At 52.3% G+C, this 25,643-nt stretch carries 21 protein-coding genes, 1 tRNA gene and 1 pseudogene; 11 read left to right on the top strand and 12 right to left on the bottom strand.

What is annotated here, in order from left to right:
* Together C233_RS22320 and C233_RS0105830 are read right to left on the bottom strand one after the other, a co-directional pair.
* Positions 1-1,134, bottom strand: a complete 1,134-nt coding sequence (locus C233_RS22320) for a site-specific integrase (protein WP_018666661.1) — start codon at positions 1,132-1,134, stop codon at positions 1-3.
* A 129-nt stretch (positions 1,135-1,263) separates the two neighbouring features.
* Positions 1,264-1,336, bottom strand: a tRNA-Gly gene (locus C233_RS0105830).
* Positions 1,337-1,484: 148 nt separating this feature from the next.
* Here C233_RS0105830 and cobU point away from each other — a divergent pair.
* The 4 genes from cobU (at position 1,485) to cobC (ending at position 4,492) form a co-directional block, all read left to right on the top strand.
* Positions 1,485-1,997: a bifunctional adenosylcobinamide kinase/adenosylcobinamide-phosphate guanylyltransferase gene (gene cobU / locus C233_RS0105825; protein WP_018666660.1), complete on the top strand. Its 513-nt coding sequence runs from the start codon at positions 1,485-1,487 to the stop codon at positions 1,995-1,997.
* Between the two features lie 72 nt (positions 1,998-2,069).
* Complete coding sequence (cobT, locus tag C233_RS0105820; RefSeq protein ID WP_018666659.1) at positions 2,070-3,107, top strand: nicotinate-nucleotide--dimethylbenzimidazole phosphoribosyltransferase; 1,038 nt, start codon at positions 2,070-2,072, stop codon at positions 3,105-3,107.
* A gap of 51 nt (positions 3,108-3,158) precedes the next feature.
* On the top strand, positions 3,159-3,908 hold the full coding sequence (locus C233_RS0105815) for an adenosylcobinamide-GDP ribazoletransferase (RefSeq protein WP_018666658.1): 750 nt from the start codon (positions 3,159-3,161) through the stop codon (positions 3,906-3,908).
* Positions 3,909-3,961: 53 nt separating this feature from the next.
* A complete protein-coding gene (cobC, locus tag C233_RS0105810; protein ID WP_018666657.1) occupies positions 3,962-4,492 on the top strand; it encodes an alpha-ribazole phosphatase in 531 nt (176 codons plus the stop codon).
* 64 nt (positions 4,493-4,556) lie between these two features.
* Here the strand turns inward: cobC and cbiB are convergent, their stop codons facing one another.
* Genes cbiB through C233_RS0105795 form a run of 3 tightly spaced genes read right to left on the bottom strand, consistent with a single transcriptional unit; the run spans position 4,557 to position 8,182 of the window.
* A complete protein-coding gene (gene cbiB / locus C233_RS0105805; RefSeq protein ID WP_025068666.1) occupies positions 4,557-5,519 on the bottom strand; it encodes an adenosylcobinamide-phosphate synthase CbiB in 963 nt (320 codons plus the stop codon).
* Between the two features lie 36 nt (positions 5,520-5,555).
* Positions 5,556-6,587: a threonine-phosphate decarboxylase gene (locus C233_RS0105800; protein WP_018666655.1), complete on the bottom strand. Its 1,032-nt coding sequence runs from the start codon at positions 6,585-6,587 to the stop codon at positions 5,556-5,558.
* A gap of 14 nt (positions 6,588-6,601) precedes the next feature.
* On the bottom strand, positions 6,602-8,182 hold the full coding sequence (locus C233_RS0105795) for a cobyric acid synthase (RefSeq protein WP_026314752.1): 1,581 nt from the start codon (positions 8,180-8,182) through the stop codon (positions 6,602-6,604).
* Between the two features lie 111 nt (positions 8,183-8,293).
* On the opposite strand from C233_RS0105795, the gene C233_RS0105790 reads away from it, so the two are divergent.
* The 5 genes and pseudogenes from C233_RS0105790 (at position 8,294) to C233_RS0105770 (ending at position 15,630) form a co-directional block, all read left to right on the top strand.
* Positions 8,294-9,715: a TolC family protein gene (locus C233_RS0105790; RefSeq protein WP_018666653.1), complete on the top strand. Its 1,422-nt coding sequence runs from the start codon at positions 8,294-8,296 to the stop codon at positions 9,713-9,715.
* Positions 9,716-9,741: 26 nt separating this feature from the next.
* Positions 9,742-10,725 carry an HlyD family secretion protein gene (locus tag C233_RS0105785; RefSeq protein WP_018666652.1) on the top strand — a complete coding sequence of 328 codons (984 nt, stop codon included), beginning with the start codon at positions 9,742-9,744 and terminating at the stop codon, positions 10,723-10,725.
* 62 nt (positions 10,726-10,787) lie between these two features.
* Positions 10,788-13,169, top strand: a complete 2,382-nt coding sequence (locus C233_RS0105780) for an ABC transporter permease (protein ID WP_018666651.1) — start codon at positions 10,788-10,790, stop codon at positions 13,167-13,169.
* Between the two features lie 413 nt (positions 13,170-13,582).
* Positions 13,583-14,752 (top strand): annotated as a pseudogene (gene pncB, locus C233_RS0105775) (nicotinate phosphoribosyltransferase); the annotation flags it as partial.
* A gap of 170 nt (positions 14,753-14,922) precedes the next feature.
* Positions 14,923-15,630, top strand: coding sequence for a TapB family protein (locus C233_RS0105770; RefSeq protein ID WP_018666649.1), 708 nt, complete (start codon positions 14,923-14,925; stop codon positions 15,628-15,630).
* On the opposite strand, the gene C233_RS0105765 is transcribed toward C233_RS0105770, so the two are convergent.
* Both C233_RS0105765 and C233_RS0105760 read right to left on the bottom strand, forming a co-directional pair.
* A complete protein-coding gene (locus tag C233_RS0105765; protein ID WP_018666648.1) occupies positions 15,625-16,194 on the bottom strand; it encodes a cob(I)yrinic acid a,c-diamide adenosyltransferase in 570 nt (189 codons plus the stop codon). The two genes, C233_RS0105770 and C233_RS0105765, sit on opposite strands and share 6 nt — an antisense overlap.
* A 17-nt stretch (positions 16,195-16,211) precedes the next feature.
* Positions 16,212-17,663, bottom strand: coding sequence for a cobyrinic acid a,c-diamide synthase CobB (locus C233_RS0105760; RefSeq protein ID WP_018666647.1), 1,452 nt, complete (start codon positions 17,661-17,663; stop codon positions 16,212-16,214).
* Between the two features lie 130 nt (positions 17,664-17,793).
* Between C233_RS0105760 and C233_RS0105755 the strand changes: the two genes are divergently transcribed.
* Both C233_RS0105755 and C233_RS0105750 read left to right on the top strand, forming a co-directional pair.
* A complete protein-coding gene (locus C233_RS0105755; protein ID WP_025068665.1) occupies positions 17,794-19,224 on the top strand; it encodes a RapZ C-terminal domain-containing protein in 1,431 nt (476 codons plus the stop codon).
* A 30-nt stretch (positions 19,225-19,254) separates the two neighbouring features.
* Positions 19,255-19,998, top strand: coding sequence for a nucleotidyltransferase family protein (locus tag C233_RS0105750; protein ID WP_018666645.1), 744 nt, complete (start codon positions 19,255-19,257; stop codon positions 19,996-19,998).
* 12 nt (positions 19,999-20,010) lie between these two features.
* On the opposite strand, the gene C233_RS0105745 is transcribed toward C233_RS0105750, so the two are convergent.
* The 5 genes from C233_RS0105745 to C233_RS0105725 form a co-directional block, all read right to left on the bottom strand.
* On the bottom strand, positions 20,011-21,699 hold the full coding sequence (locus C233_RS0105745; protein ID WP_018666644.1) for a putative transporter: 1,689 nt from the start codon (positions 21,697-21,699) through the stop codon (positions 20,011-20,013).
* Positions 21,700-21,809: 110 nt separating this feature from the next.
* On the bottom strand, positions 21,810-23,342 hold the full coding sequence (locus tag C233_RS0105740) for an acyl-CoA carboxylase subunit beta (protein ID WP_025068664.1): 1,533 nt from the start codon (positions 23,340-23,342) through the stop codon (positions 21,810-21,812).
* A 2-nt stretch (positions 23,343-23,344) separates the two neighbouring features.
* Positions 23,345-23,860 carry an acyl-CoA carboxylase biotin carboxyl carrier protein subunit gene (locus C233_RS0105735; RefSeq protein WP_018666642.1) on the bottom strand — a complete coding sequence of 172 codons (516 nt, stop codon included), beginning with the start codon at positions 23,858-23,860 and terminating at the stop codon, positions 23,345-23,347.
* 14 nt (positions 23,861-23,874) lie between these two features.
* Positions 23,875-25,386, bottom strand: a complete 1,512-nt coding sequence (accC, locus tag C233_RS0105730) for an acetyl-CoA carboxylase biotin carboxylase subunit (protein WP_025068663.1) — start codon at positions 25,384-25,386, stop codon at positions 23,875-23,877.
* Positions 25,352-25,591, bottom strand: coding sequence for a cysteine-rich CWC family protein (locus C233_RS0105725; protein ID WP_025068662.1), 240 nt, complete (start codon positions 25,589-25,591; stop codon positions 25,352-25,354). Before C233_RS0105725 ends, accC begins: the two co-directional genes overlap by 35 nt.
* Positions 25,592-25,643: the final 52 nt, after the last annotated feature.

The raw sequence follows: 25,643 nt of genomic DNA, 5'->3' as shown, positions 1-25,643 counted from the left end.
TTAAATATAATATATATAAGGTGTAGCTGTCCGCGTCGCGGCGGGCGGTGGCGCAAGAACAACTAAAAACTCGAAATATGAAACGTAGTATATTACGACACACATTTGCTTTAGGTGAATTAGTTTTAGGTTCTTGTTGACTTTGCCTAACATTTTATGTATTCTGTTTTGTTTTTGGAGTGGTGTCTTGTGGATATTGGCATTTAAAATGGGGAATAGATAACCTTTGCTTTCGCTCTCATATTTTTTTATGATTTGCATGGCTTCCTCTGATATGCCTAATTTTATCAGTTTGCCCGTTTTCTGACGTACATAGTGCAGCCTGCCGTTTGTGATATTGGCTTTTGTCAGATTTGCGATGTCTGTAAAATTAATGCCGCCACACAGATAACTGAAAATAAATATGTCTTTACTAAGTTGGACGTATTGCCGTTTGCCGATATTGCCAACTTCTTTAGTGAATTTCAATACTTCTGTCTTGGCTATTGCCCGTTTCTGTGTTTTCGTATCGAACTTGTTGATTTTATATTCGTCAAAGGGATAATCAGATTTGCGGGCGCATTTAGCTTTTATGGCTTTATTGTATGCACTACGGAGGGTACGGAACATTAGGCTCATGGTTGTTTCTTTGTTGCCTTTGGAACGTAACCATTTCTCATATTTATTGAGCCACGATATGTCTATTGCGCTGAACGGTATATCCAATTGATTTTTTGTGAATACTTTCAAAGAGTTGTAAGAGCCTTTATAGATAAGCCTGTTGCCGCATTTATCATTGCTCTTGCATTGTTCAATCAGTTCTTGGTAGAATTGGCTGACTGTTTTCAGTTCAAACTTTTTGTTTTCGTCATTGAGTAAAGTAGTGGTAGTATATTCTTTCTGTTCAGAGTTGAATTCTAACATTCGTTGTTGTAACTCTGTTTGTTTATCAAGAATGATTTTCTGAATATACTCTTTATTGGGGCAGTTCGGTTTCGGCTTATTCCGTGTGAAGTCCCAATAACGTGGTAGGACAGATATGCCTAAACTTTGATATTTTCGCTTTCCACCTTTAGAGATTTGGAGCATCAATGGGTTTTCACCATTGGATAATGTTTTTGATTTGTAGCAAACTACTGAAATACAAGCATTCATGATGTTTTTTCGGTTTACATCTTGGTTTACATGCACCCCCTAAAACCGCCTAAATCTATGCTTGTAGTAACCTCTTAAAAGCAGAAAACCTCGACAGTTAATTGCTTAACTATCAAGGCTTTCATTAAGAGCGGAAAACGGGACTCGAACCCGCGACCCTCAGCTTGGGAAGCTGATGCTCTACCAACTGAGCTACTTCCGCATAATTTTGTATTCATTCGTTCTGAAAACGGTGGCAAAGATAATGAAAACTTTAAAAAAGAAGAAATGAAATCGCTAAAAAAATGTTCACTTCTTGCCACTGCCGCAGAAATCGCGTACATTTGCTTCCGTAAACTCCAAGAAATTCAATGAAACGAATCGTACTTATCACCGGCGGAGCCCGTTCGGGCAAAAGCTCTTATGCGGAAAAGCTGGCGCTCAGCCTCTCTCCCAGCCCCGTCTATCTGGCTACGGCACGTATATGGGATGAAGAATTCCGCAAACGGGTGATACACCACCAGGAAAGGCGCGGTCCCGAATGGACCAACATAGAAGAAGAAAAGGAACTGAGCCGCCATTCGCTGTCCGGGCGTACCGTCCTGATAGACTGCGTAACACTGTGGTGCACCAACTTCTTCTTCGACCTGAATGCCGATACCGACCGGACTCTTGCTGCTGCCAAAGCGGAATTCGACCATTTTACCACCCAAGATGCCACCTTTATTTTCGTCACTAACGAAATAGGTATGGGCGGTACGTCCGAGAACGAGATACAACGGAAGTTTACGGACATGCAAGGTTGGATGAACCAGTACATCGCCTCACTAGCAGACGAAGTTATCTTAATGATATCTGGCATTCCGGTGAAAATTAAAGGATAAGGAAGCAGGGAACGAAAAGCAAAGGTATTAAAAGGCATTAAAACAAAGGCATTAAAGAACGAAACGCATACGATGAAAACATTCCATATCTCCCGTCCGGACGAAACTATCCGTACGGCACTAATCGACAAAATAGATAACCTGACCAAGCCGAAAGGGTCTTTAGGAACCCTGGAACGACTGGCACTGCAAATCGGGCTTATCCAGCAGACAACAACCCCTACCCTGCAACGTCCGCAGAACATTATCTTCGCCGCCGACCATGGCATTGTGGAAGAAGGCGTCAGCCTTTCACCCAAAGAAATCACCTGGCAGCAAATCAGCAACTTCCTCCACGGAGGGGCAGGCGTCAACTTTCTATGCCGCCAGCATGGGTTTACATTGAAGATAGTGGATGCCGGAGTAGATTATGACCTGCCCTACGAAAAAGGCATCATCAATATGAAAGTACGCAAAGGCACACGCAGCTACCTGCATGAAGCTGCCATGACCGGGGAAGAAATGGAACTCTGCCTGGAACGGGGTGCGGAAGTGGTGCGCCGCTGCCACGAAGAAGGCAGCAATGTACTCAGCTTCGGAGAAATGGGCATAGGCAACACTTCCTCCTCCTCCATGTGGATGACCTGCTTCACCGGCATTTCCCTGGAAGAATGCGTAGGCGCCGGGAGCGGTCTGAACCATGCAGGCATCCGCCACAAATACGAGGTACTGAAACAGGCGCTGGACAATTACAAGGGCGACGGCTCTCCCCGCGATATCATCCGCTACTTCGGCGGGCTGGAAATGGTTATGGCAGTGGGCGCCATGCTGCAAGCCGCCGAACTAAAAATGATTATCCTGATAGACGGGTTCATCATGACAAACTGTATCCTTGCCGCCAGTAAGCTGCATCCCGAAGTGCTGGACTATGCTATCTTCGGACATTGCGGAGACGAATCAGGCCATAAACTGGTGCTCGATGCGTTGAAAGCCAATCCGCTGCTGCACCTGGGACTGAGGCTCGGCGAAGGCACGGGCGCTATCTGCGCATACCCGATTGTAGAGTCGGCAGTGCGCATGATTAACGAAATGGACAACTTTGCCCATGCCTCTATCACCAAATATTTCTAAGCATGCCGGAGGCAACGCCTCAGAGCTGAAACCCGTAAATCGAAAACCCATATGAATATACTGGCTGCATTCATTTTCTTCACACGGCTGCCTTTCTGGAAAATAAAAGAAGTACCTGCCGGATGCTTCAAGCATGTAGTTCCCTACTGGCCGTTGACAGGCTGGCTGACAGGCGGTATCATGGCAGGTACATTATGGCTTGCCGGACAGATACTGCCCCTGCCCCTTGCCTGGATTATAGCCATTATCGCCCGTCTGCTCGCCACGGGTTGCCTGCACGAAGACGGGCTGGCGGATTTCCTCGACGGTTTCGGAGGCGGTACTACCCGCGAGCGTACGCTTGCCATAATGAAAGATTCACATATAGGAAGCTACGGCGTTATCGGGCTTATCGTCTATTTCCTGTTGCTGTCGCAGTTCGGCAATCTCCCCCTGCATCTGCTGTGTACACTTGCCCTTTGCGGTGACTGCTGGTCTAAGTTCTGCGCATCCCAGCTTATCAACTACCTGCCCTATGCCCGGAAGGAAGAAGACAGCAAAGCCAAAGTGGTTTACAACCGTATGAATCTGCACGAATTATCGGCCGCATTCGTCTGCGGGCTGTTGCCATTGATACTATTCCTGCCCATAAAATTATGGCCGGCCACCCTATTCCCCCTATTCGCCTTCATTCTCCTTTGCCGGCTGATGAAACGCCGCCTGCAAGGATATACGGGAGACTGCTGCGGAGCCGCTTTCCTGCTTTGCGAACTGTCATTCTATATAGGAAGCATGATTATAATTACAAGGTATGGCGTATGAACAGACAAATGATTCGCCGCTTATGCCCTATCACCTCAAATAAACATTGAATTATGGAAATCGTATTTATCCGCCACACCTCTGTCGATGTAGCACCCGGTGTATGTTACGGCCAGACAGACGTTCCGTTGAAACCCACTTTCGAGCAAGAGGCAGCCGTTACCAAAGAAAACCTCAAGGCATATCTGCCCTTCGACCATGTATATACCAGCCCGCTTACACGCTGCGTACGCCTTGCCGCCTACTGCGGCTATCCGGATGCAGAACGCGACAAGCGGATTATGGAAATCAATTTCGGCAGTTGGGAGATGAAACCCTTCGACCGCAACGACGACCCCCGCCTGCAAGAATGGTATGCCGACTATCTGAATGTGGCAGCTACCGGGGGCGAATCGTTTGCCATGCAGTACCAACGTGTCAGCCGGTTCCTGGAAGAACTCAAAACAAAACCTTACCGGCGGGTGGCAGTCTTTGCACATGGCGGCGTGCTGATTTGCGCACAAATCTATGCCGGCCTCATTAAGCCCGAAGAAGCATTCGGCGCACTGACACCTTACGGCGGCATTATCACAATCGATTTATAGAATGGAGCTTCCGTCTTTGATAATGAAGTGAAACACGAGCAGCGGGAGACGCCTTTTCCGCCCGTTAGCCGACAAATAACCAGGTGCTCGTTACGACGGCTATGATTATCATAATCCATTCCGCACAACGGTTGATACGCACGGCAACCTGCATATCTTCCGTTGTCAGCGAGCGTTCGTTACTCCCGATATAAGGTTTCCACACTTCCTCTCCGAAATACTTGTGGGGACCGCCGAAACGACAATCCAATATACCGGCAAGCGCCGCTTCGGGATAACCGGAATTGGGGCTGGCATGCCAACTGCCGTACTTCCCTACAAAAAGCAACAGCGGCAGTCTGCCGGATGCTATCACCATGAGAAAAGCAGTCAGGCGGGCAGGGATATAATTGGCTACATCATCCAGGCGGGCAGCAAAACAACCGAACCGGCGGTAGCGCTCATTCTTATACCCTATCATGGAGTCGAGAGTATTTATCATCTTATAGGCAATCATCCCCGGAACACCCGACACGATATACCAAAATAACGGAGCAATGACACCGTCGCTCAAATTCTCCGCCAGCGTCTCCAATGCTGCCGTACGGACTTCCTGGGGCGACAGTTCGGACGTGTCGCGCCCCACGATACGGGCTACCTGCCTCCTGCCCTCTTCCGGAGAGCGGTCTACCGCCCTGAACACCTCACGCACCTCGCGTACTAAGGTAGTACCGGCAAGACAATAAAAAATAAGCAACACCTGCAAGGTCAAAAGCAGCCCCGGAGAATAATACGCAGCCCAGCGCAGCAAAAACAGCGTGAGGAAATAAACACCCGCAACGAGTACCGCCGATACGGCAGCACCTTTCAGAAAACGGGCTTTTCCGCTGTTCAAACGATGCTCGCAGAAAGAAATAGCCTTGCCGAAAGCCACCACCGGATGCGGTAACCACGCAGGGTCGCCCAGCCAATGGTCGAGCAACCATGCCGTAAGCAACGGAAGGTTCAGGTTGAAAGCAATGCCTAAAAGTATGATTATATCTTCCATAAGAATATCTCCGGAGGAACGGGCTATCCCGCCCAATTACAACTTATAACTCAATTCAATCGCCGCTACCAGCCGGTCGTTTTCTTCCGGCGTCTGCGTAGCTATGCGGAAAAAACGCTCATTCAGACCCACGAAATTGGAAGCGTCCCGGATAAGGATACCATGCTCTGCGGCAAGGTAATCTTTCAAGGCAGACGCTTTACCGAAACGGAGCTGCACCAGCATAAAATGCGTTTGCGTAGCCCATACATCCAGTCCCCCGACAGCCTGAAGAGCAGCGGACAGGCGTGCCGTTTCCCTTAGATAAGCAGCCACATCCAACGGATTGGGAACATCATTCTCCAATAAAAACAACCCCGCCTCAATAGCAAGCTGATTGACCGACCACGGCATGCGATTGGTACGCAACCTCGCCAGCAGGCCGGGACTGCCCGTTACATAACCGAGCCGCAGGCCGGGAACCGCATACCTTTTCGTCATGGAATGCAACAGCAGGACATTGGGATATTCCGCCGCCTCTGCCGGAGAAAAGAGCGGGCACAGCGTAAAATACTCGTAAGACTGGTCTATGACAAAACACACCTGCGGGTTATGCCCAATCAATTCACGCATATACTCCTTGCCGGTGACCGTTCCCGTAGGATTATTGGGATTGCATAGCCAGAACATCCGCACGCTGTCCGGCAGCAGATATCCGTCTTGCTCTTTCGGCAACTGGTACAACGACGTAACCCGATGCCCGTGCATGCGGCAGGCATCCGCATACTCATTGAAGGTCGGTTGCAGAATAGCCGTATTCGTTCCCCGGAAAGTCTGTGCTATGAGGTAGATAGCCTCCGTAGCGCCGTTCGTTACACAGACAGCCTCGTCGGGCAAACGGCAACTGCGGGCTATCCGGGCTTCGAGCGTATAAGGCTCCGGCTCGGGATAATTGCCGATGCGCTCAATCCGTTCGCACAAATGCGCTTTCAGAAGCGAAAGGTCTACCTTGCTGTACACATTGGAACTGAAATTAGCCGTTATAGGCCGGCTATATTTGTAGGAGTCATCTCCATGTCCTTCAATCATGTCTCTGTCTATATTTAGTTCTCTGTCAATATCCGGTAGATAAGCTGCATATCCACATGGCGGCGCACATGGGCAGCAAGCTTATCGTACTGTTCTTCCTTAAACTGCCGGTAGTCGAACGCCCCTGCCGTTTCCGACAGCTTGCCGGCGAACGGCTCGAGCAGGAAATCTATGAATTCCTGGTTATCCAGAATACCGTGAATATAAGTTCCCATACAAGTACGGTCTACGAAATACCCGTCCCGCTGCCCGTCCTCCAGCAAGTTCAGCGGAGAAGCGGGAGCACCCTCTACGGGAACAGTGCTGCCCATATGGATTTCGTAACCGGAAAGAGCCTGCCGGGAACTCCGGAGCGGAAACTGAAAATTATCGGAATCGGAACCGGAACCGGCATGCGGCATAACGGTACAACCGCTTTCCCCATTCGACTGCCCCCGTTCAACCAACTCGAACTTCACCTGCCTCGTAACCTTCTCCCCCGTCATGCGGGTACTTACAGGCAGCAGTCCGAGCCCCGGCAGACGCTCGATATCCCCCTCCACATGGTCGGGGTCGAGCACCTCCTGCCCCATAAGCTGGTAACCGCCGCAAATACCCAATACGGCAACCCCTTCGCGGTGAGCGCGGATAACAGCCTGTGCCACACCGTTGCGGCGCAGCTCGCACAAGTCGTCGAGCGTACTTTTGCTGCCGGGCAGGATAATGATATCCGCCTTAGCCAGCTCGTCCGTATTGTTGGTATAGAAAAGATGTACGCGCGGGTCACGTTCCAGCACATTGAAATCCGTAAAATTACTGAGATGACGTAAAAGCACGACGGCAATATTCACCTTTCCCCGCTCCGCCTGCACCGATTTCGCAGCAAGAGCTACCGAGTCTTCCTCCTCGATATGAATATCCTTATAATAAGGCACTACACCCACTACGGGAATACCGCACAACTCCTCCAACATCTTGATACCCGGTTCGAAAAGCCGTATATCGCCCCGGAACTTATTGATAAGAATACCTTTCACCCGTTCGCGTTCGTGCGGGCGAAGCAACATTACCGAGCCGTAAACACTGGCAAATACGCCGCCCCGGTCGATGTCCGCCACCAGAATCACATCTGCACCGGCATGTATAGCCATAGGCAAGTTCACCAAATCGGAGTCACGCAGATTGATTTCGGAAATGCTCCCCGCCCCTTCCAGCACAATAGGATTGTAACGCCGGGCAAGCCGGTCGTAAGCGGCGCACACCTCCCTGCGCAACTCCTCGCGCCCCTCCTTGCGGAAATAATCGTAAGCATTGCGGTTGCCCACGGGACGGCCGTTCAAAACCACCTGCGAAGTATGGTCGGACTGCGGCTTCAGCAGCAACGGATTCATGTCCGTATGGCAGGGAACACCCGCAGCCTCTGCCTGTACAGCCTGTGCACGGCCTATTTCCAGCCCTTCCGGAGTGGCGTACGAGTTAAGCGCCATATTCTGCGCCTTGTAAGGCGCAGGGCGATAGCCGTCTTGCCTGAAAATACGGCAGAAGGCAGCAGCGATAATACTCTTGCCTACGTCACTGCCCGTTCCGGCAAACATAACAGGATGAAGTTTCTTCATATACTCTTGCATTTCCTGCTGCAAAGGTAGTAAAAAGAGCGGTAGATTGAACAATAGAAAAGAAAGAGTGTTTGAAGATTATCACTCTAACCTAAACGATAAACTTGACATATGAAACAAATCTTACTCACTATCCTCCTGGGAGCGGGTTCGGTAACGGCACAAACCCTCCCCCTGAGCTTCGATGACGCCCTACGGCAGATGCAGGAGGGAAACCGCAGCCTGAAGATAGCCGACAAAGGCATTGAAAGCGCCCGTGCGGAACGCGACAAGCTGAACGCCCTCTGGTATCCGAGCCTGCAAGGTGCGGGCACATTCGTACACCTGTCCGAAAAGATAGAAGTAAAGCAGTCCCTTTCGCAATTCACAGACCCCGCCAAAGACTTCGTGCACAACCTGGTTCCGGACGACCAACTCATCGGCAGCATCCTCGACCAGATAGGCAGCCACACACTCGCCTTTCCGCTCACGCCGCGTAACCTCACCTCCGTAGGCCTCACCGCCGAATGGGTCGTATTCTCCGGAGGAAAACGCATCCGTGCCGGTAAAATAGGCAATGCAATGATTGACATGGCACGCGAGAACCGTGCACAAGCCGATGCAACGCAACGAACCCTCTTGGCAGAGAGCTACTTCGGGTTACGCCTGGCGCAAGAAGTCGTACGGGTACGCCAAGACACCTACAACAGCCTGCAACGCCATTACGAAAATGCGCTGAAGCTCGAAGCCGCCGGGATGACAGACAAAGCCGGACGACTCTTTGCCCAGGTAAACATGGACGAGGCGCAACGTGCGCTGGAAGCTTCCCGGAAAGAAGCCGCCGTTCTGCAGAACGCCCTGCGCACACTGCTCGACCTGAAAGACACCTGCGACATAGAACCCGTTTCCCCACTCTTTATAAACACCGCCCTGCCTGCCAAAGAAGAGTTCCTGCAAGCCATGCACACCGAAAACTACACCGTCAACCAGTTACGGTTACAGTCGCACATCGCCGAGCAGCAGCTCCGTATCGACCAGAGCGGATACCTGCCCGACATCGCACTGTTCGGCAAGCAGACACTATACGCCCACGGCATCCCGAGCAACCTCGTTCCCCGCACCATGATAGGAGTAGGATTTACCTGGAACCTCTTCGACGGCCTGGCGCGTGAGAAACGGATACGCCAGTCCAAGATAGCCCGGCAAACCCTTGCCATAGGCGAAGAAAAAGCCAAAGACGATTTAAGCGTAGGCATCGACAAACTCTACACGCAGATGCAGAAAGCACAGGACAACGTACGCGCCCTGAACACCACTATCGAGTTGAGCGAAGAGCTGGTACGCATCCGCAAGAAATCCTTCACGGAAGGAATGGCAACAAGCACTGAAGTAGTAGATGCCGAAACCATGCTGGCTACGGCACGCGTCGCCCGCCTGGCTGCGTACTACGAATACGACGTGGCGCTGATGAACCTGCTGGCGCTATGCGGGATACCCGAACAGTTTACAAGAATGAATGCCGTGAACTCCCCAGACTCCCGGCCTATCAAATAACTTCCAACCCAATAAATACTACCATAATGAATATCAGCAATAAAAGTATCAGTATTACATTCATCGTTATCCTAATCGCTACCGTAGCGGTATCGGTTATCGGAATGTCACTCATAGACCGGCAACCCATGGTGTTGCAAGGACAAGTGGAAACCACGGAAATACGTATCAGCGGAAAGCTCCCAGGACGCATCGACTCCTTCCTTGTAGACGAGGGAGACTGGGTAAAGGCAGGCGACACACTCGTCGTCATCAACAGCCCCGTTATCGAAGCCAAATACCGCCAGGTAAACGCCCTAGAACAAGTAGCGCAGGAACAGAACAAAAAGATAGATGCCGGTACGCGCCGGCAAATCACCGCCACCGCCCGGCAGCTATGGAACAAGGCACAAAGCGACCTCACCCTTGCCCAGACCACCTACCAGCGTATTCTCACCTTGTACAAAGACAGCGTAGTCACCTCGCAGCGCAAGGACGAGGCAGAAGCCATGTACAAAGCCGCTCAAGCAGCCGAGCGTGCGGCATACCAACAATACCAAATGGCGTTGGACGGCGCCCGGAGCGAAGACCGTGCCGCTGCCCGCAGCCTCGTAGATGCCGCACGCAGTACGGTAGACGAAGTATCCGCCCTCCTGGTAGATTCCAGGCTCACAGCTCCCGAAGACGGACAGATAGCCACAATCTTCCCCAAGCGGGGCGAACTGGTTGCTCCGGGCACACCCATTATGAGCCTGGTAGTAATGAGCGACGCACACGCAGTCCTGAATATCCGTGAAGACCTGATGCCGCAGTTTAAAATGGGCGGCACATTCAAAGCCGATGTACCCGCCCTCGACAAGAAAGACATAGAGTTCCGTATCTACTACATCAGCCCGCTGGGTAGCTTCGCCACCTGGAAATCCACCAAGCAGGCGGGCAGCTACGACATGCAGACTTTCGAAATCCACGCACGCCCCGTACAAGCAGTAGAAGGCCTTCGGCCGGGAATGTCGGTACTCGTTAAAATGTAAAACACAAAGCGAAACATAAAAGAACTAATTTATGCAAATATATAACGATTAAATATCATACAATGAATAAAGTATTTCTCCGCGAATGGAACCGTATGACCTCACGCCGTCTTTACCTCGGCGTATGCCTCATCCTGCCCCTGTTCTGCCTGTTCTTCATGGCTACAATCTTCGGGAGCGGACAAATGGAAAACATACCCATAGGCATTGTAGACCAGGACAACACGGCTACTTCGCGCAATATCTCCCGCCGTATATCGGCAGCGCCCACTTTCCATGTCACGGAGCACTTCACCGACGAAGCCTCCGCCCGGCAAGCATTACAACGGAAGGAGATATACGGCTACCTGTCCATTCCGCCCCGTTTCGAGCAGAAAGCGGTAAGCGGTACGGACGCCACCCTGACCTACTACTACCATTATGCACTCCTCTCAGTGGGAAGCGAACTAATGGCAGCTTTTGAAACCACGCTTGCACCCGTAGCGCTATCCCCCGTCATCGTACGGGCGGAAGCGCTGGGAGTAGGACAAGAGCAGATGCAAACCTTCCTCCTTCCGGTAGAGGCCGATACACATCCGCTCTATAATCCGGATATGAATTATTCCATTTACCTGAGCCAGCCTTTCTTCTTCATACTGTTCCAGATACTCATCCTGCTTGTAACGGTCTACGCCATAGGCAGCGAATTCAAGTTCGGTACGGTGCATCAATGGCTCCAGGCTGCCATACCCGCCGGCAAAGACCCCGGCAACCTGCAAAACGCCCGTATCCTTACCGCCGTTACAGGAAAGCTACTGCCCTACACCCTCCTATTCTCGGTTATAGGCATACTGGCAAACTACGTACTGTTCGGCCCGCTGCACATACCCTTCCAGGGCAGCCTATGGCTGATGAACGCCGTAACAGTACTCTTTATCATAGCTACACAAGCATTGGCGGTACTCATATTCTCTGTTTTCCCCAAGATAGCCTATACAATCAGCGCAGTGTCGATGATAGGCTCGCTGGGCGCTACATTGTCCGGAGTCACCTTTCCGGTAACGGCGATGTATGCACCGGTCTATGCCGCCTCCTACCTGTTTCCGGTACGCCATTTCACCGAGGCAACACAAGCGATGATTTATTTCGATGCAGGCTTCGCCTATCTCTGGCAACCGGTAGCCGTACTTTTCGTGTTCCTGCTATCAGGCACGCTCATCCTGCCCGTATTGAAAAAGCAGATGCAGAAAACCGTCACGGAAAACAAAGCATTATCCCGTACCGCTGCAAACGAAGCAACCCCGTTAAGCGGCATTATCCGCCACGAATGGAAAGCTATCTCCACCAATCCGGCAATCCTGCTGGTACTGGCAGGCGGCATATTCCTCTACGGACTGCTCTACAACTATATGTATGCCCCCAACCTGGTACGCGAAGCCCCGGTTGCCGTGGTCGATTTATCCCACTCCCCGCTAAGCAGGGAGTACGTACGCTGGTTGGATGCAGCCCCGCAGACCTCGGTCTACGCCTGCACACCCAATATCCTCGAAGCCCGCGAATGGATGAAAAAAGGCGAAGTAGCCGGTATATTCTACCTCCCCTCCGACTTCGAGACACGTGTTGCCCGCGGCGAAACCTCCGTCTTTACCCTTTACGCCGCTACGAACGCCTTCCTCGACTTCAAAGGATTGCAGGAAGCCGGAACGCGCGTCATGCTTGCCGTGAACGATGCTCACCGCACTGCCGGGACTGTGTTCCTGCCACCGCAAGGATTGCTGGCAGTGGCATCCTCCGCCCCCGTCGAAGTATCGGGAACAGCCCTATACAACTACACCGAAGGCTACGGCTCCTACCTGATTCCCGCCGTAATGATTGTCATCATCTTCCAGACAATGCTAATGGTGATTGCCATGCTCACGGGTGCAGAGGCGGAAGCAAGGCGGAAAGGCATCTTCACGATGAACGCCCGTTCACTGAAAAACGTGCTGTGCATCGTTTCCGGCAGGACTTTCGTGTACGTCATGTTGTACGCCGTATTCTCCCTGTTCCTGCTGGGGCTGCTCCCGCACATCTTCAGCATTCCCCATATCGGGCACGGCATGGACATCATTACCATGATGATTCCCTTCCTGCTCGCCACCAGCTTCTTCGCGCTCGCTGTTTCCCGCTGGTTCACCGACTCGGAAGCCCCGCTGCTGATGATAGCCTTCTTCTCCGTGGGATACATCTTCCTCTCCGGCGTTTCCTATCCGCTGGAGCTGATGCCGTGGTACTGGCAGGCAGCACACTACATCTTCCCCGTAGCCCCCGCCGCACTCGCTTTCGTAAAGCTGAATTCAATGGGAGCCGGCATTGCCGGCATCCTGCCCCAAATGCTTACGCTATGGATACAGGTAATCGTGTACGGCGCGCTGGCATTGCACACTACGAACCGGATTTATAAACGAAACAAACAAGCTTTATAAGTAAAAGCAAACAGACTTATAAGCAAAAACAAACAAGCTTATAAGTAAAAACAAACAAGCTTATAAGCAAAAACAAGCTTTATAAATAAAAGCAACCAACCTTATAAGCAAAAGTAAACAGACAGATTTATAAACGAAGCAACATACGGATTTATAAGCGGAAGTAACATAAAGGCATAAAAAAAGGCTATCTATCCCAGACAGCCAATCTTTTTTGTTAACCTTAAATCTAATACTATGAAAAACACATTACAAAGGTACGTATTTTCCGAAAACCTCCAAATTATCGGCCTCTCCGGGCGCCACTTATAACATGGTTTAATAGGAATACGAGGTTGTTAACAGATTAATGCCGGTAATTAAGAAAAAGTTACTATCTTCATCCCCGATTTAATGTAGCGACTAAAAAACAGAATACGATGATTCATACCATTCTCGATACAGACCTTTACAAGTTTACGACCTCGTATGCTTACATCAAGCTGTTCCCCTATGCCATAGGAACATTCAGTTTCAAAGACCGGGACGAGACAGCCTATACGGACGAGTTCCTGAAACAACTCCAAGAAGCCGTTGCTGCCCTCTCCCGGGTGGCACTATCCGGCGAAGAACTGGAATACATGACCCGGCACTGCCGTTTCCTGCCGGGAGTCTACTGGGAATGGCTGTCCTCCTTCCGGTTCCAGCCCGATAAGATAAACATCTCCCTGGACAAAGACCGCCACCTGAGCATCGAAGTTACAGACTACCTGTACAAAGCCACCCTCTACGAAGTGCCCCTGCTCGCCATTGTATCGGAAATCAAGAACCGGGTACTCGGCAACGTAGCCAACCCGGACGAGCTTGCCGGCAAGCTGGCAGAAAAAGTCGCACTGTCCAACGAGCACCGGCTCCCCTTCTCGGAGTTCGGAACACGCCGGCGCTTCTCGTTCGATGTGCAAGACAAGGTTATCGGCTACCTGAAACAAACCTCCCAATACTGCACAGGAACCTCCAACTGCCATTTCGCCATGAAATACGGCATCAAGATGATGGGAACGCACCCGCACGAATGGTTCATGTTCCACGGAGCACAGTTCGGCTACAAGCACGCCAATTACATGGCGCTGGAAAACTGGGTGAACGTGTACGACGGAGATTTGGGCATCGCCCTGTCCGATACCTACACCTCCGATGTATTCCTCACGAACCTGAGCCGCAAACAGGCGAAACTGTTCGACGGCGTACGCTGCGACTCCGGAGACGAATTCAAGTTCGCCGACAAGCTGATTGCCCGCTATCGCGAACTGGGCATCGACTCCACCACCAAGACAATCGTATTCAGCAACGCCCTCGACTTCGGCAAAGCCCTCGACATACAACAATACTGCCGCGGCAGAATACGCTGCTCCTTCGGCATCGGAACCAACCTTACCAACGATACCGGCTTCAAGCCCTCCAACATCGTGATGAAGCTCACCCGGTGCAAGATGAACGTCAACCAGGAGTGGCGCGAATGCGTGAAACTGTCCGACGACGAAGGAAAGCACGTAGGCAGCGAAGAAGAAGTACGGGCATGTCTGTACGACCTAAGGCTGCTGTAATGCAAGACTATTGTAATGCAAGACCGCTGTAAAGCTGCTGTAACACAAAGCTACTGTAACAAAAGCTACTTAATAAAGCTGCTGTAACACAAAGCTACTGTAACGCAAAGCCGCCGTAACTCCCCGTTCTCCAAGAAAACATAAACAAACTCATAACAACATCCGATACTATGAAAAAGACCCTATTCGTTTTTTTACTGGCTACGTTGGCACATTCCGTTACCGTGAATGCCCAATATTACAACACTTCCGCCAAACGCCTCTACTATGAAAGCCACAACAGCAGCAACGACGCTACCCACCGCATCCTCTCTTTCATAGAACACACTGCGGCAAGCAACGATACGCTCTACATAACACAGAGCGATTCCGTCCTGCCCCGCAACGGACAGACAAAGGGAAACATGTCCCGGCAAAAGATAGCCTATACCCACGGCAACACAATCATATACATAATGGACGAAACATCCCTGTACGACGAGATGAGAATTATCGTAGAAGACAAGAAGAAAGAAGAAGAGATAAAAAAGAAGTTCAGCTCCAAAGGCACTATCAGCATATCGCTGAACGACCGCCTCAAAAAAGGCGAGAAAATAAAAACAAGCAAATTCACAATAAAAGCCGGTCCAGCCAAAATGACGACCACCCTCAGCGGAGAATATCAAGGCCTCGAACGAATCGAGACACCCGCCGGAGAGTTCGACTGCATGAAAATAACCTATACCATAAAAGCGACATTCTTTCTATTCTTCTCCGAAACGAGCAACATAACCGAATGGTACGCCAAAGACATAGGCTTGGTAAAAAGCGAAGAATACACCCCCAAAGAAAAAAGCCGTACAATCAAGACCTTAGTCGATATAAAAGAACCGTCATAGCCTTTTCCTCTTATAAGCGAACTCCTGCCACTTCTCCTCCGGCCAATCCTGCCGTTGCATCTCCATGCGCGCCATGACAAAGAAAAGGTCGGATAAGCGGTTTACGAAACGCAGAATATCCTCATTGAGCGGCGACTGGCGGTGAAGCGTCCACAAGCGCCGTTCCGCACGCCGCGCCACCGTACGGGCAAAATGCAGTTGCGCAGAAACGGGCGTACCGCCGGGCAGAAGAAAATACCCGTGCTCCTTCAATGTGGCAGTCATGGCATCCATTTCCTGCTCGCAGCGCAAGGTCAGCCCGGCGGCAGAAAGCGGATTAGGGTTCGTTACACCGCCTGGAGTAGCCACATGGCTCATTACCGTCATTAACTCCCTTTGAATGGCATGCAACAGCTCCTGCCAGCTATCCCCTGCCGGAAGCATGGAACGCACGACACCTATTACGGCATTCAGCTCATCCAGGCAGCCGTTCGCCTCGATACGTATATCATCCTTGGGAACACGTGCTCCGCCGTGAATGCCCGTCATACCCTTATCTCCAGTACGCGTATATACCTTCTTCATATCAGTCTTGTTTTCGGTTATTCGAATAATCGCATTATATCCGTCTCCCCCCAGTAAAGATGCGTATAGCTCGCTATCGCATTCTTGTAACGGAATACAGGCGTGCTCACCGGCTGCCCCTTGGCATTATACACCTGTGCCACGGTAGGCGGCAGATAAAGCTCTTTCCCCGCATCATCGGGAGCCGCCCCCGTCTTACCGAACTGCGTATAATGGAACTCATGCCCCCGCAACTGCTGCCCGTTATAGCAGAAACTGCGATACCCCAATGCCAACTTCCGGCATCCCTCCTCATTGGAGATATAAAAAGGAAAGACACCCGCCATTCGGTCGAACCCGCAGCAAGCCCCCTCACCCTCCCGCCTGTCGCGGCTAACGGCATACGAAAGGTAAATCAGCCCCCCGCATTCGGCAAGCGTCCTGCCGCCGTGCTCTATATACTCGCGGACGGATTCCTTTGCCCTGCACGCCCCGGCAAGTTCCCGGGCATGCTTCTCCGGATACCCGCCCGGCAAATAAAGCAAATCGGTATCCTGCGGCATAGGCACATCCTCCTCCGGGTCGAAGAAAGAAACACTCCCCATTCCGCGCAATATCTCCAAATGCTCCTCGTAAATAAAAGAGAAAGATTCCTCGTTGCGCGCCACCGATATACGCAAAGTACCCGACTCAGGCGCAAGCATACCCGGCTCAGATGTAAATACATCCGCCTTATGTGCAAGCCCCCCCAGCTCTCCCATACGCATATCCCGCCCGCACACACAACCTTCCTCCTCCCGTACCTCCTGCAACGGAAAGGACGTCTTTTCCAACAGCCGCCTCCAATCCACATGCTGTTCCAGCAAGTCCGTCAGCCCGCCGATAGCATCCGTACCCTTAGACAAGCTGAAATCGAGCCCCAGATAACGCGACTCCTGCTCCAGCGATTTCGTTTTCGGAAGATACCCCAGGCAATCTATCCCTACCTCGGCACACACCTCCCGCAACATCTCGTAATGGCGGGGCGAACCTACACGGTTGAATATCACCCCCGCCACCCGCACCTCCGGACGAAAGTGCACGAAGCCCCACAACAGAGGAGCCATTGAATAAGCGGCAGACCTGGCATCCGCCACCAGTACGACAGGAAGCTGCAACAAACCCGCAATCTCCGCCGAAGAACCCCGGTCGCGGTCGTAGCCGTCGAACATCCCCATCATCCCCTCTACGATGCAGGCATCCGCAGACGCGGCATAGCGTGCATACAGCCTGCGCACATGCCCGTCCGACGCCATAAAAGTATCCAGATTTATGGAAGGACGCCCGCACACCGCCGCATGATACTTGGTATCGATATAATCCGGCCCGCATTTAAAAGGCTGTACCGCCAACCCCTTCTGTGCCAACAAAGCCATTAACCCGCGGCTCACGGTAGTCTTTCCGCTGCCCGACGTAGGAGCAGCAATCAGAAACTGAGGAATGGAACGCATCTCGATTACGAATTATAAGTTACGGAACGGATTACGGATTATAAGCCGTCCGGTATGGATTTTATACGGCAAAGGTAAACATATCTCCGACAAAAACCTTATCTTAGCTGCCAAATATAAAAAAACCGCTATGATAACCGAAGAACTCAAGAAACTCTACATCGCACATACCGGGCACGCACCCGAAGCAATCGACGAACTCCCCTCCTCCGGCTCCAACCGCCGTTACTTCCGCCTTACGGGTACACCCACGCTGATAGGCGTCAGCGGCGAGTCCGTCGAAGAAAACCACGCATTCCTCTACATGGCAGAACATTTCCGCCGCAAAGGACTGCCCGTGCCCCAAGTATTCATCCGTTCGGAGGACGACGTGTACTACCTTCAGGAAGACCTGGGCAACACCCTCCTGTTCGACGCTATCGAGAAAGGGCGCAAAACCAGCGTGTTCGACGAAGAAGAAAAGCAACTGCTGCGCAAAGCTATCCGCCTGCTACCCGCCGTACAGTTTGCCGGGGCGGACGGCATGGACTTCTCCTACTGCTATCCGCAGGCAGAGTTCAACAGCCGCAGCATCCTCTGGGACCTGAACTACTTTAAATACTGCTTCCTTAAAGCAACAGGCATGGACTTCCAGGAAGACCGCCTGGAAGACGACTTCCAGAAAATGGCAGACGTACTCCTCCGCAGCAGCTCCGCCACCTTCATGTACCGCGACTTCCAAAGCCGCAACGTAATGATTAAAGACGGCGAGCCGTGGCTCATCGACTTCCAGGGCGGACGCAAAGGCCCGGTGTACTACGACGTAGCCTCCTTCCTGTGGCAGGCAAAAGCCAACTATCCGGACAGCCTGCGCCGGGAACTGCTGAAAGAATACATCGAAGCCCTGCGCAAATACCAGCCGGTAGACGAGAGCTACTTCCACGCCCAGCTCCGCCACTTCGTCCTGTTCCGCACCATGCAAGTACTGGGATGCTACGGATTCCGCGGTTACTTCGAAAAGAAGCCCCACTTCATCCAAAGCGTACCCTTCGCTATCGAGAACCTGCGCCAACTGCTCCAGGAGCCCTACCCCGAATACCCCTACCTCTGCAAAGTGCTGCGCGAGCTCACCGAGCTGAAACAGTTCACCGACGACCTGCAAAAGCGCCGCCTCACAGTAAAGGTCACCAGCTTCGCCTATAAGAAAGGTATTCCCGAAGACCCCACCGGCAACGGCGGCGGCTTCGTGTTCGACTGCCGTGCCGTGAACAACCCCGGCAAGTACGAACGCTACAAGCCCTTCACCGGGCTGGACGAACCCGTTATCCGCTTCCTCGAAGAAGACGGTGAGATAGCCGTTTTCCTGGAACATGTCTACGCCCTGGTAGATGCCTCCGTAAAGCGGTATATGGAACGCGGGTTCACCAACCTCTCCGTATGCTTCGGCTGCACCGGCGGGCAACACCGCTCCGTCTACTCGGCACAACACCTGGCAGAACACCTGCACAAGAAATTCGGAGTACAGGTACATTTGATACATAGAGAACAGAATATAGAACAAAACTTCAATGCAAAAGCATAGTTAGCCGCAAAAGACACAACCCCATACTTTATGAAAGCCATGATATTCGCCGCCGGCCTGGGCACACGCCTGCGCCCGCTAACCGACCACACCCCCAAAGCCCTCATCCCGGTAGCCGGGAAGCCGATGCTGGAACGGGTAATACTACGGCTGAAAGACGCTGGGTTCGACGACATTACAATCAACATCCACCACTTCGGCGAGCAGATAATCCGGTTTCTCCGCACCCATAACGATTTCGGAGTTACCGTACACATCAGCGACGAACGGGATATGCTCCTCGACACCGGCGGAGGGATAAAGAAAGCACGCCCGTTTCTGGACGGCAACGAACCGTTCCTGGTACACAATGCCGACATACTCTCCGACATCGACCTGGCGGCAGTCTACAAACACCACCGGGAGAGCGATGCCGAAGCTACGCTGCTCGTCAGCCGGCGGCAGACCTCACGCTACCTGCTGCTGGACGACGCACACTACCTGCACGGCTGGATAAACAAATCCACAGGCGAAACCAAGCCGGAAGAACTCGCCTACCGCGAAGGGCAGTACGAAGAAATGGCATTCGGAGGCATCCATATCATCTCACCCTCCCTGTTCCGCTATATGGAAAACAGCCAGTGGACGGGCAAGTTCTCTATCATCCCCTTCTACCTGTCCGTATGCAAGACAGCCCGCATACAAGGCTATCCGCTTCAAGGCTGCCGCTGGTTCGACATCGGCAAGCCCGAAACGCTGGCTCAGGCAGAAGCATACTACTCGGCAGGCAAGTAAGCAAACACCCCTCTACGCCAATGCCAATATCAGGATTTGCGCCGTGAGCACCCGCAGGAACATAGCCAGCGGATAAACCGTGGCATACCCCACAGCAGGCGCGTCGCACGCAGTCAGCTCCGAAGAATAAGCCAGGGCAGGCGGATTGGTATTCGTTCCCGAAAGCACACCTATCAACGTATAATAGTTCAGCTTCCAGACATAACGCCCCACCAGTCCGCCCACCAGCAACGGAACCACCGTTATAATCGCACCGTAAGCTATCCACACATAACCGCCTTCATAAATAATGGTATCTACAAACCCCTTGCCTGCTCCCAGCCCCACACACGCCAGGAAAAGCGAGATACCAATCTCGCGTATCATCAGGTTGGCACTCATCGTAGTATATGTAATCAGCTTATACTGAGGTCCGAAACGGCTGATAAGAATAGACACAATCAGCGGACCGCCGGCAAGCCCCAGCTTGACCGGTTGCGGAATACCCGGAAACATGAAAGGCAAACTCCCCAGGATACACCCCAACGCGATACCCAGGAAAATAGGAATCAGGTTCGGATGATTCAGGCGCTTCAAAGAGTTGCCCAGCACCTTCTCCGCATGGCTTACCGCCAGTTCGCTGCCCACAATCGTTACCCGGTCGCCCATTTGCAACTGCAAATGAGGCGTCGCCACCAAATCCACCCCCGAACGGTTGATACGGGTGATGCTCGCACCGAAGTTATTACGGATTTTCAGTTGCGCCAACGACTTCCCGTTCAGCTCCGGCTTGGTAATCAAGATACGGCGCGAAATCAACTTCTTATCCACTTTCTCCCACTCCACATTGACCTGCTTGCCAAAGAAAGCAATTATAGCCTCCATATCCTTCGGGTTGGAGATAAACAAAATCTGGTCTTGCAGATGCAGCACAGTATCGGCACTCACCAGCTCCACCTCGCTCCCGGAGTCATGGTGGCGTATGCGCGAAATAACGAACGCACGGTTCAGCAACGGCTTAATAGCCCTTATCGTCTTGCCGTCCACCGCCTCGTTGCGTATCTCCACGGAAACAGGGCGCACGGTCAGCTCCTGCAAATGTCCCAAGCCCTGCTCGGCTTCCGTTTCCTCTTTCCGGGTATTGACATGCAACAGATACTTCAAAGCCAGCAGCGCCAGGATACACCCGATAACACCCAGAGGATAAGCCACCGCATAACCCAGCGCTATCTCCGGAGCATCGATACCGTTCAGGTCGCTGTTTGCCTGCTGGGCAGCACCCAGCCCCGGCGTATTGGTAACCGCCCCCGACAAGATACCCACCATAGTCGTGATAGGTATCCCCGTAGTGAAATGCAGCACCACGGTAATCAGCACACTGACAAAGACCACCAGCACCGCCAGTACATTCAGCGTAAATCCCCCCTTCTTAAAGGCAGAGAAAAAGCCCGGCCCCACCTGCAAGCCGATAGAATATACAAACAAAATCAATCCGAACTCCTTCAGGAAATGAAGCAAATGCTCATCCAGGTTCAGGTTGAAATGTCCGAATACAATCCCCACGAACAATATCCAGGTAACACCCAGGGATATTCCGGCAATCTTAATCTTGCCAAGCATGATGCCGAACGCAATGACAAGCGACAAAATGAGAACGGAGTGCGCCACACCGCCACCCCACAGGTTGGGGTAACCCTCAAAGAGGTTTCTTAATAATTCCATAATTCCAACGTATATATTGATTAGGTAATCGGTAATCGGGTAAAAAAAGTACCCCCACAGAAATCACTTCTCCAGGGATACCAGCTTTCACACATTAAAAAAATAACTATTTATAAAGGCATATTGCCGTGTTTTTTCGGCGGATTGCTCTGGTTCTTGTTATGAGCCATTTCCAAAGCCTGCACCAGCTTATAACGGGTGTTGCGAGGCATGATAATCTCATCTATGAAACCACGTTCGGCAGCACGGTAAGGATTAGAGAACTTCTCCTCGTACTGCCCTATAATCTCCTTCTTCTCCTCGGGCGAAGCCTTCCGGTACAAGATGTTCACAGCCCCTTCCGCACCCATTACGGCAATCTCCGCCTGCGGATAAGCAAGGTTCACATCGGCGCCCGTAGGCTTGCTGGACATCACGATATAAGCGCCCCCGTAAGCCTTGCGGGTTATCAGCGTAATCTTGGGCACGGTAGCCTCGGCATACGCATAGACAATCTTGGCGCCGTGGCGGATAATGCCATTATGCTCCTGCACCGTACCGGGCAAAAATCCCGGAACATCCTCGAACGTTATCAGCGGGATGTTGAAACAGTCGCAGAAACGTATGAAACGCGCCGCCTTGTCCGAAGCGTCGATATCCAGCACACCCGCCAGGTACGCCGGCTGGTTGGCTACGATGCCCACCGAGCGCCCGTTGAGCCGCCCGAAGCCCACCACCACATTCTTTGCAAAGTGAGGCATCACCTCGAAGAAATACCGGTTATCCAACACCGGTTCCACGATATCCTTGATATCGTAAGGCATATTGGGGTCTTCCGGAATAACGGTCTGCAAATCCTCCGTCTGCCGGTGAATATCATCCGTGCAAGCCACATACGGAGCATCCTCCATATTGTTGGACGGCAGGAAACTCAGCAACTCACGGATACTCATCAGCGTCTCCTCCTCCGTATTGCACATAAAATGGGTAACACCACTCTTGCTGCTATGCGTATAAGCGCCGCCCAGCTCCTCCTTATCCACCTCCTCGTGCGTAACAGTCTTTACCACATCCGGGCCCGTGATAAACATATGGCTCTGCTCCTTCACCATGAAGATGAAATCCGTCAGTGCCGGCGAATAGCAAGCACCGCCCGCACAAGGGCCCAGGATAGCCGAAATCTGCGGGATAACCCCCGAAGCTATCGTATTCTGGTAGAAAATGGAAGCATACCCCGCCAGGCTGTTCACACCCTCCTGGATACGTGCGCCTCCGGAATCGTTCAGGGCGATAACAGGAGCGCCGTTCTTCAACGCCAACTGCTGTACCTTGACAATCTTGGCGGCATTCGTCTCGCTCAGCGAGCCGCCGTGCGCCGTAAAGTCGTAGGCATAAACAAACACCTGCCGCCCGTCTATCTTGCCGTAACCCGTCACCATGCCGTCGCCGGCTATCTGCTTCTTCTCCATGCCGAAGTCCGTACAGCGGTGAGCCACGAACTTATCCAGCTCATTGAAAGTACCCTTGTCGAGCAACATATCGATACGCTCGCGTGCCGTCATGCGCCCGCCGGCATGTTGTTTCTCAATCTTGTCTATGCCGCCGCCCAGCGAGGCACGTTTATCCAATTCCTCGAAACGTCTGTATATCTCTTCCCTGTTCATATTCATTCCTCCTTAATAAGTTCCAACTCTATCAATACCTGATTCGCATTTACCGGCTCGCCCTCGCTCACCAATATGTTTTTCACGACGCAGTCCGCACTGACCTTGTAGTTACTCTGCATCTTCATCGCTTCCAGCACCACGGCAATGTCGCCGGCAGCCAGGCGGTCGCCCGGCTTTACGGGGATACTCACGACCTTACCCGGCATCGGGGCGATAATCTTGTCGCCCTGCTTCTCATCCGCCCCCTTCCTCATGTGCAGGTACTTGGCCTGCGTATCCACGATATCCACATGGTACGAACGATAAAACATGTTCACATCGTAACTCTTTCCGCCTTCTCCGCGCACCAGCCCCGCATTGAACGAGTTCCCGTTGTGCAGAATGGAACAGCTCCCGTTCTCCGCCATTACGATATCCACCTCGTACGGCTTCCCGTCTACGGTAAGCTGCACCTTATTTCCCTCCTTACTTACCAGCGTAACATCCGCCACGCGGTTACCTATATGTATTTCCATAAAACAAAACTCCTTTAAATTCTCAGTACACCCTTCTGCAACCCGAACTCGCGCCAACGGCTGATAGGACGCCCGTCGGGCAACTGTGCCGAAGCATTCTCCTCCAGGTTCACCAGGTAATCCATATAAGCCGCAATCATGGCAACATTCTCTATCTCCTCGTTGCTGCCGTTGGAGCGCACCAGCATACGGGCATTCTTGGCGATGAACAACGTATTGTACTCGCCCTTTACGAAGTCCGGCACATGCATGATACGTTTCAGGTAAGCAAGATTTGTTTTCAGCCCCGTAATCTTGTACTCGTAAAGCACGCGGCGCATACGCTCGATAGCATACTGGCGGGTGGTAGCCCACACGATAAGCTTGCCTATCATCGGGTCGTAGTACACGGGAATTTCATACCCCTCGTACACATAACTGTCAATGCGCACACCGATGCCGTTAGGCTCGGTCAGTTGCCTGATGATACCCGGCGAAGGCATGAAATTGTTCTCCGTATCCTCGGCGCAGATGCGGCACTCTATGGCATGGCCGCGCTGGAAGATATCCTCCTGGCGGAGATGCAACGGCTTGCCGTCCGCCACGAAAATCTGCTCCTTCACCAAGTCCACGCCTACCACCTCCTCCGTAACGGGATGCTCCACCTGCAAGCGGGTATTCATTTCGAGGAAATAGAAATTACGGTCTTTATCCACCAAGAACTCGATAGTACCCGCGCCGGAGTAATTCACCGCTTTGGCAGCGGCAACGGCTTTCTCTCCCATTTCCCTGCGCAACTCGGGCGTAAGGAAAGGCGACGGGCTCTCCTCCACAATCTTCTGATTGCGGCGCTGTACGGAACACTCGCGGTCGAAAAGGTGGATTACATTGCCGTAGTTATCGCCCAAAATCTGGAACTCGATATGATGCGGCTCCTCCACGAACTTCTCCACGTACACCGTATCGTCGCCGAAGGACGACATGGACTCCGAACGTGCCGTATTGTACGCCTCCGCCACTTCCTCCTCGCTGCGGATAAGGCGCATACCCTTACCTCCGCCACCCATGGACGCCTTCAGCATCACCGGATACCCAATCCCGTTGCAGATGCGCACAGCCTCCTCCGCACTCTGCAAAGGCCGCTCCGTGCCCGGCACTACCGGCACGCCGGCGGCAATCATCCGCTTGCGGGCGGCTATCTTGTCGCCCATAGCCTCCATAGTCTCGGCAGAAGGGCCGATGAATACGATACCCTCCTCCTTACAGCGGCGGGCAAACTCCGCATTCTCCGACAAGAAGCCATAACCCGGGTGAATGGCATCCGCACCGCAGCCCTTTGCCACGGCAATCACTTTCTCTATATTCAGATAACTCTCTTTCGCCGCAGCCGCCCCTATCGGGTAAGCCTCGTCGGCATACGCCACATGATGCGAAGCACGGTCGGCTTCGGAAAACACGGCAACGGTCAATATGCCCATTTCCTTGCAGGAGCGCATCACGCGCAGGGCAATCTCACCTCTGTTCGCTATCAATACTTTCTTTATCATTTTCTCTCGGTTTATTTATATAAGGAATAGCGCCGCCCGCCACCAGTTTCAGGCAGGCATTGCACAAGCAATCCGCATACACGGCCTTCAAGTACGCACGCTGCTCCGGCTCCAGCCGGACAGACGCACAATGGCACTGCAAAATATCGTCGTGCATGCACTCGAATGTTGCACCACAACGCGGACATACCTTTTTCATAGGCAGTTCTCACTCATATTTAAAAACGTTAACTTGGGTTCGTACTGCCTTCCTATCC

The sequence above is a fragment of the Bacteroides gallinarum DSM 18171 = JCM 13658 genome, assembly GCF_000374365.1.
In the GTDB taxonomy this organism is placed as follows: Bacteria; Bacteroidota; Bacteroidia; order Bacteroidales; family Bacteroidaceae; genus Bacteroides; species Bacteroides gallinarum.
Note: the sequence above shows the minus strand (reverse complement) of the source record. Positions and strands in the feature narration are given on the sequence as shown.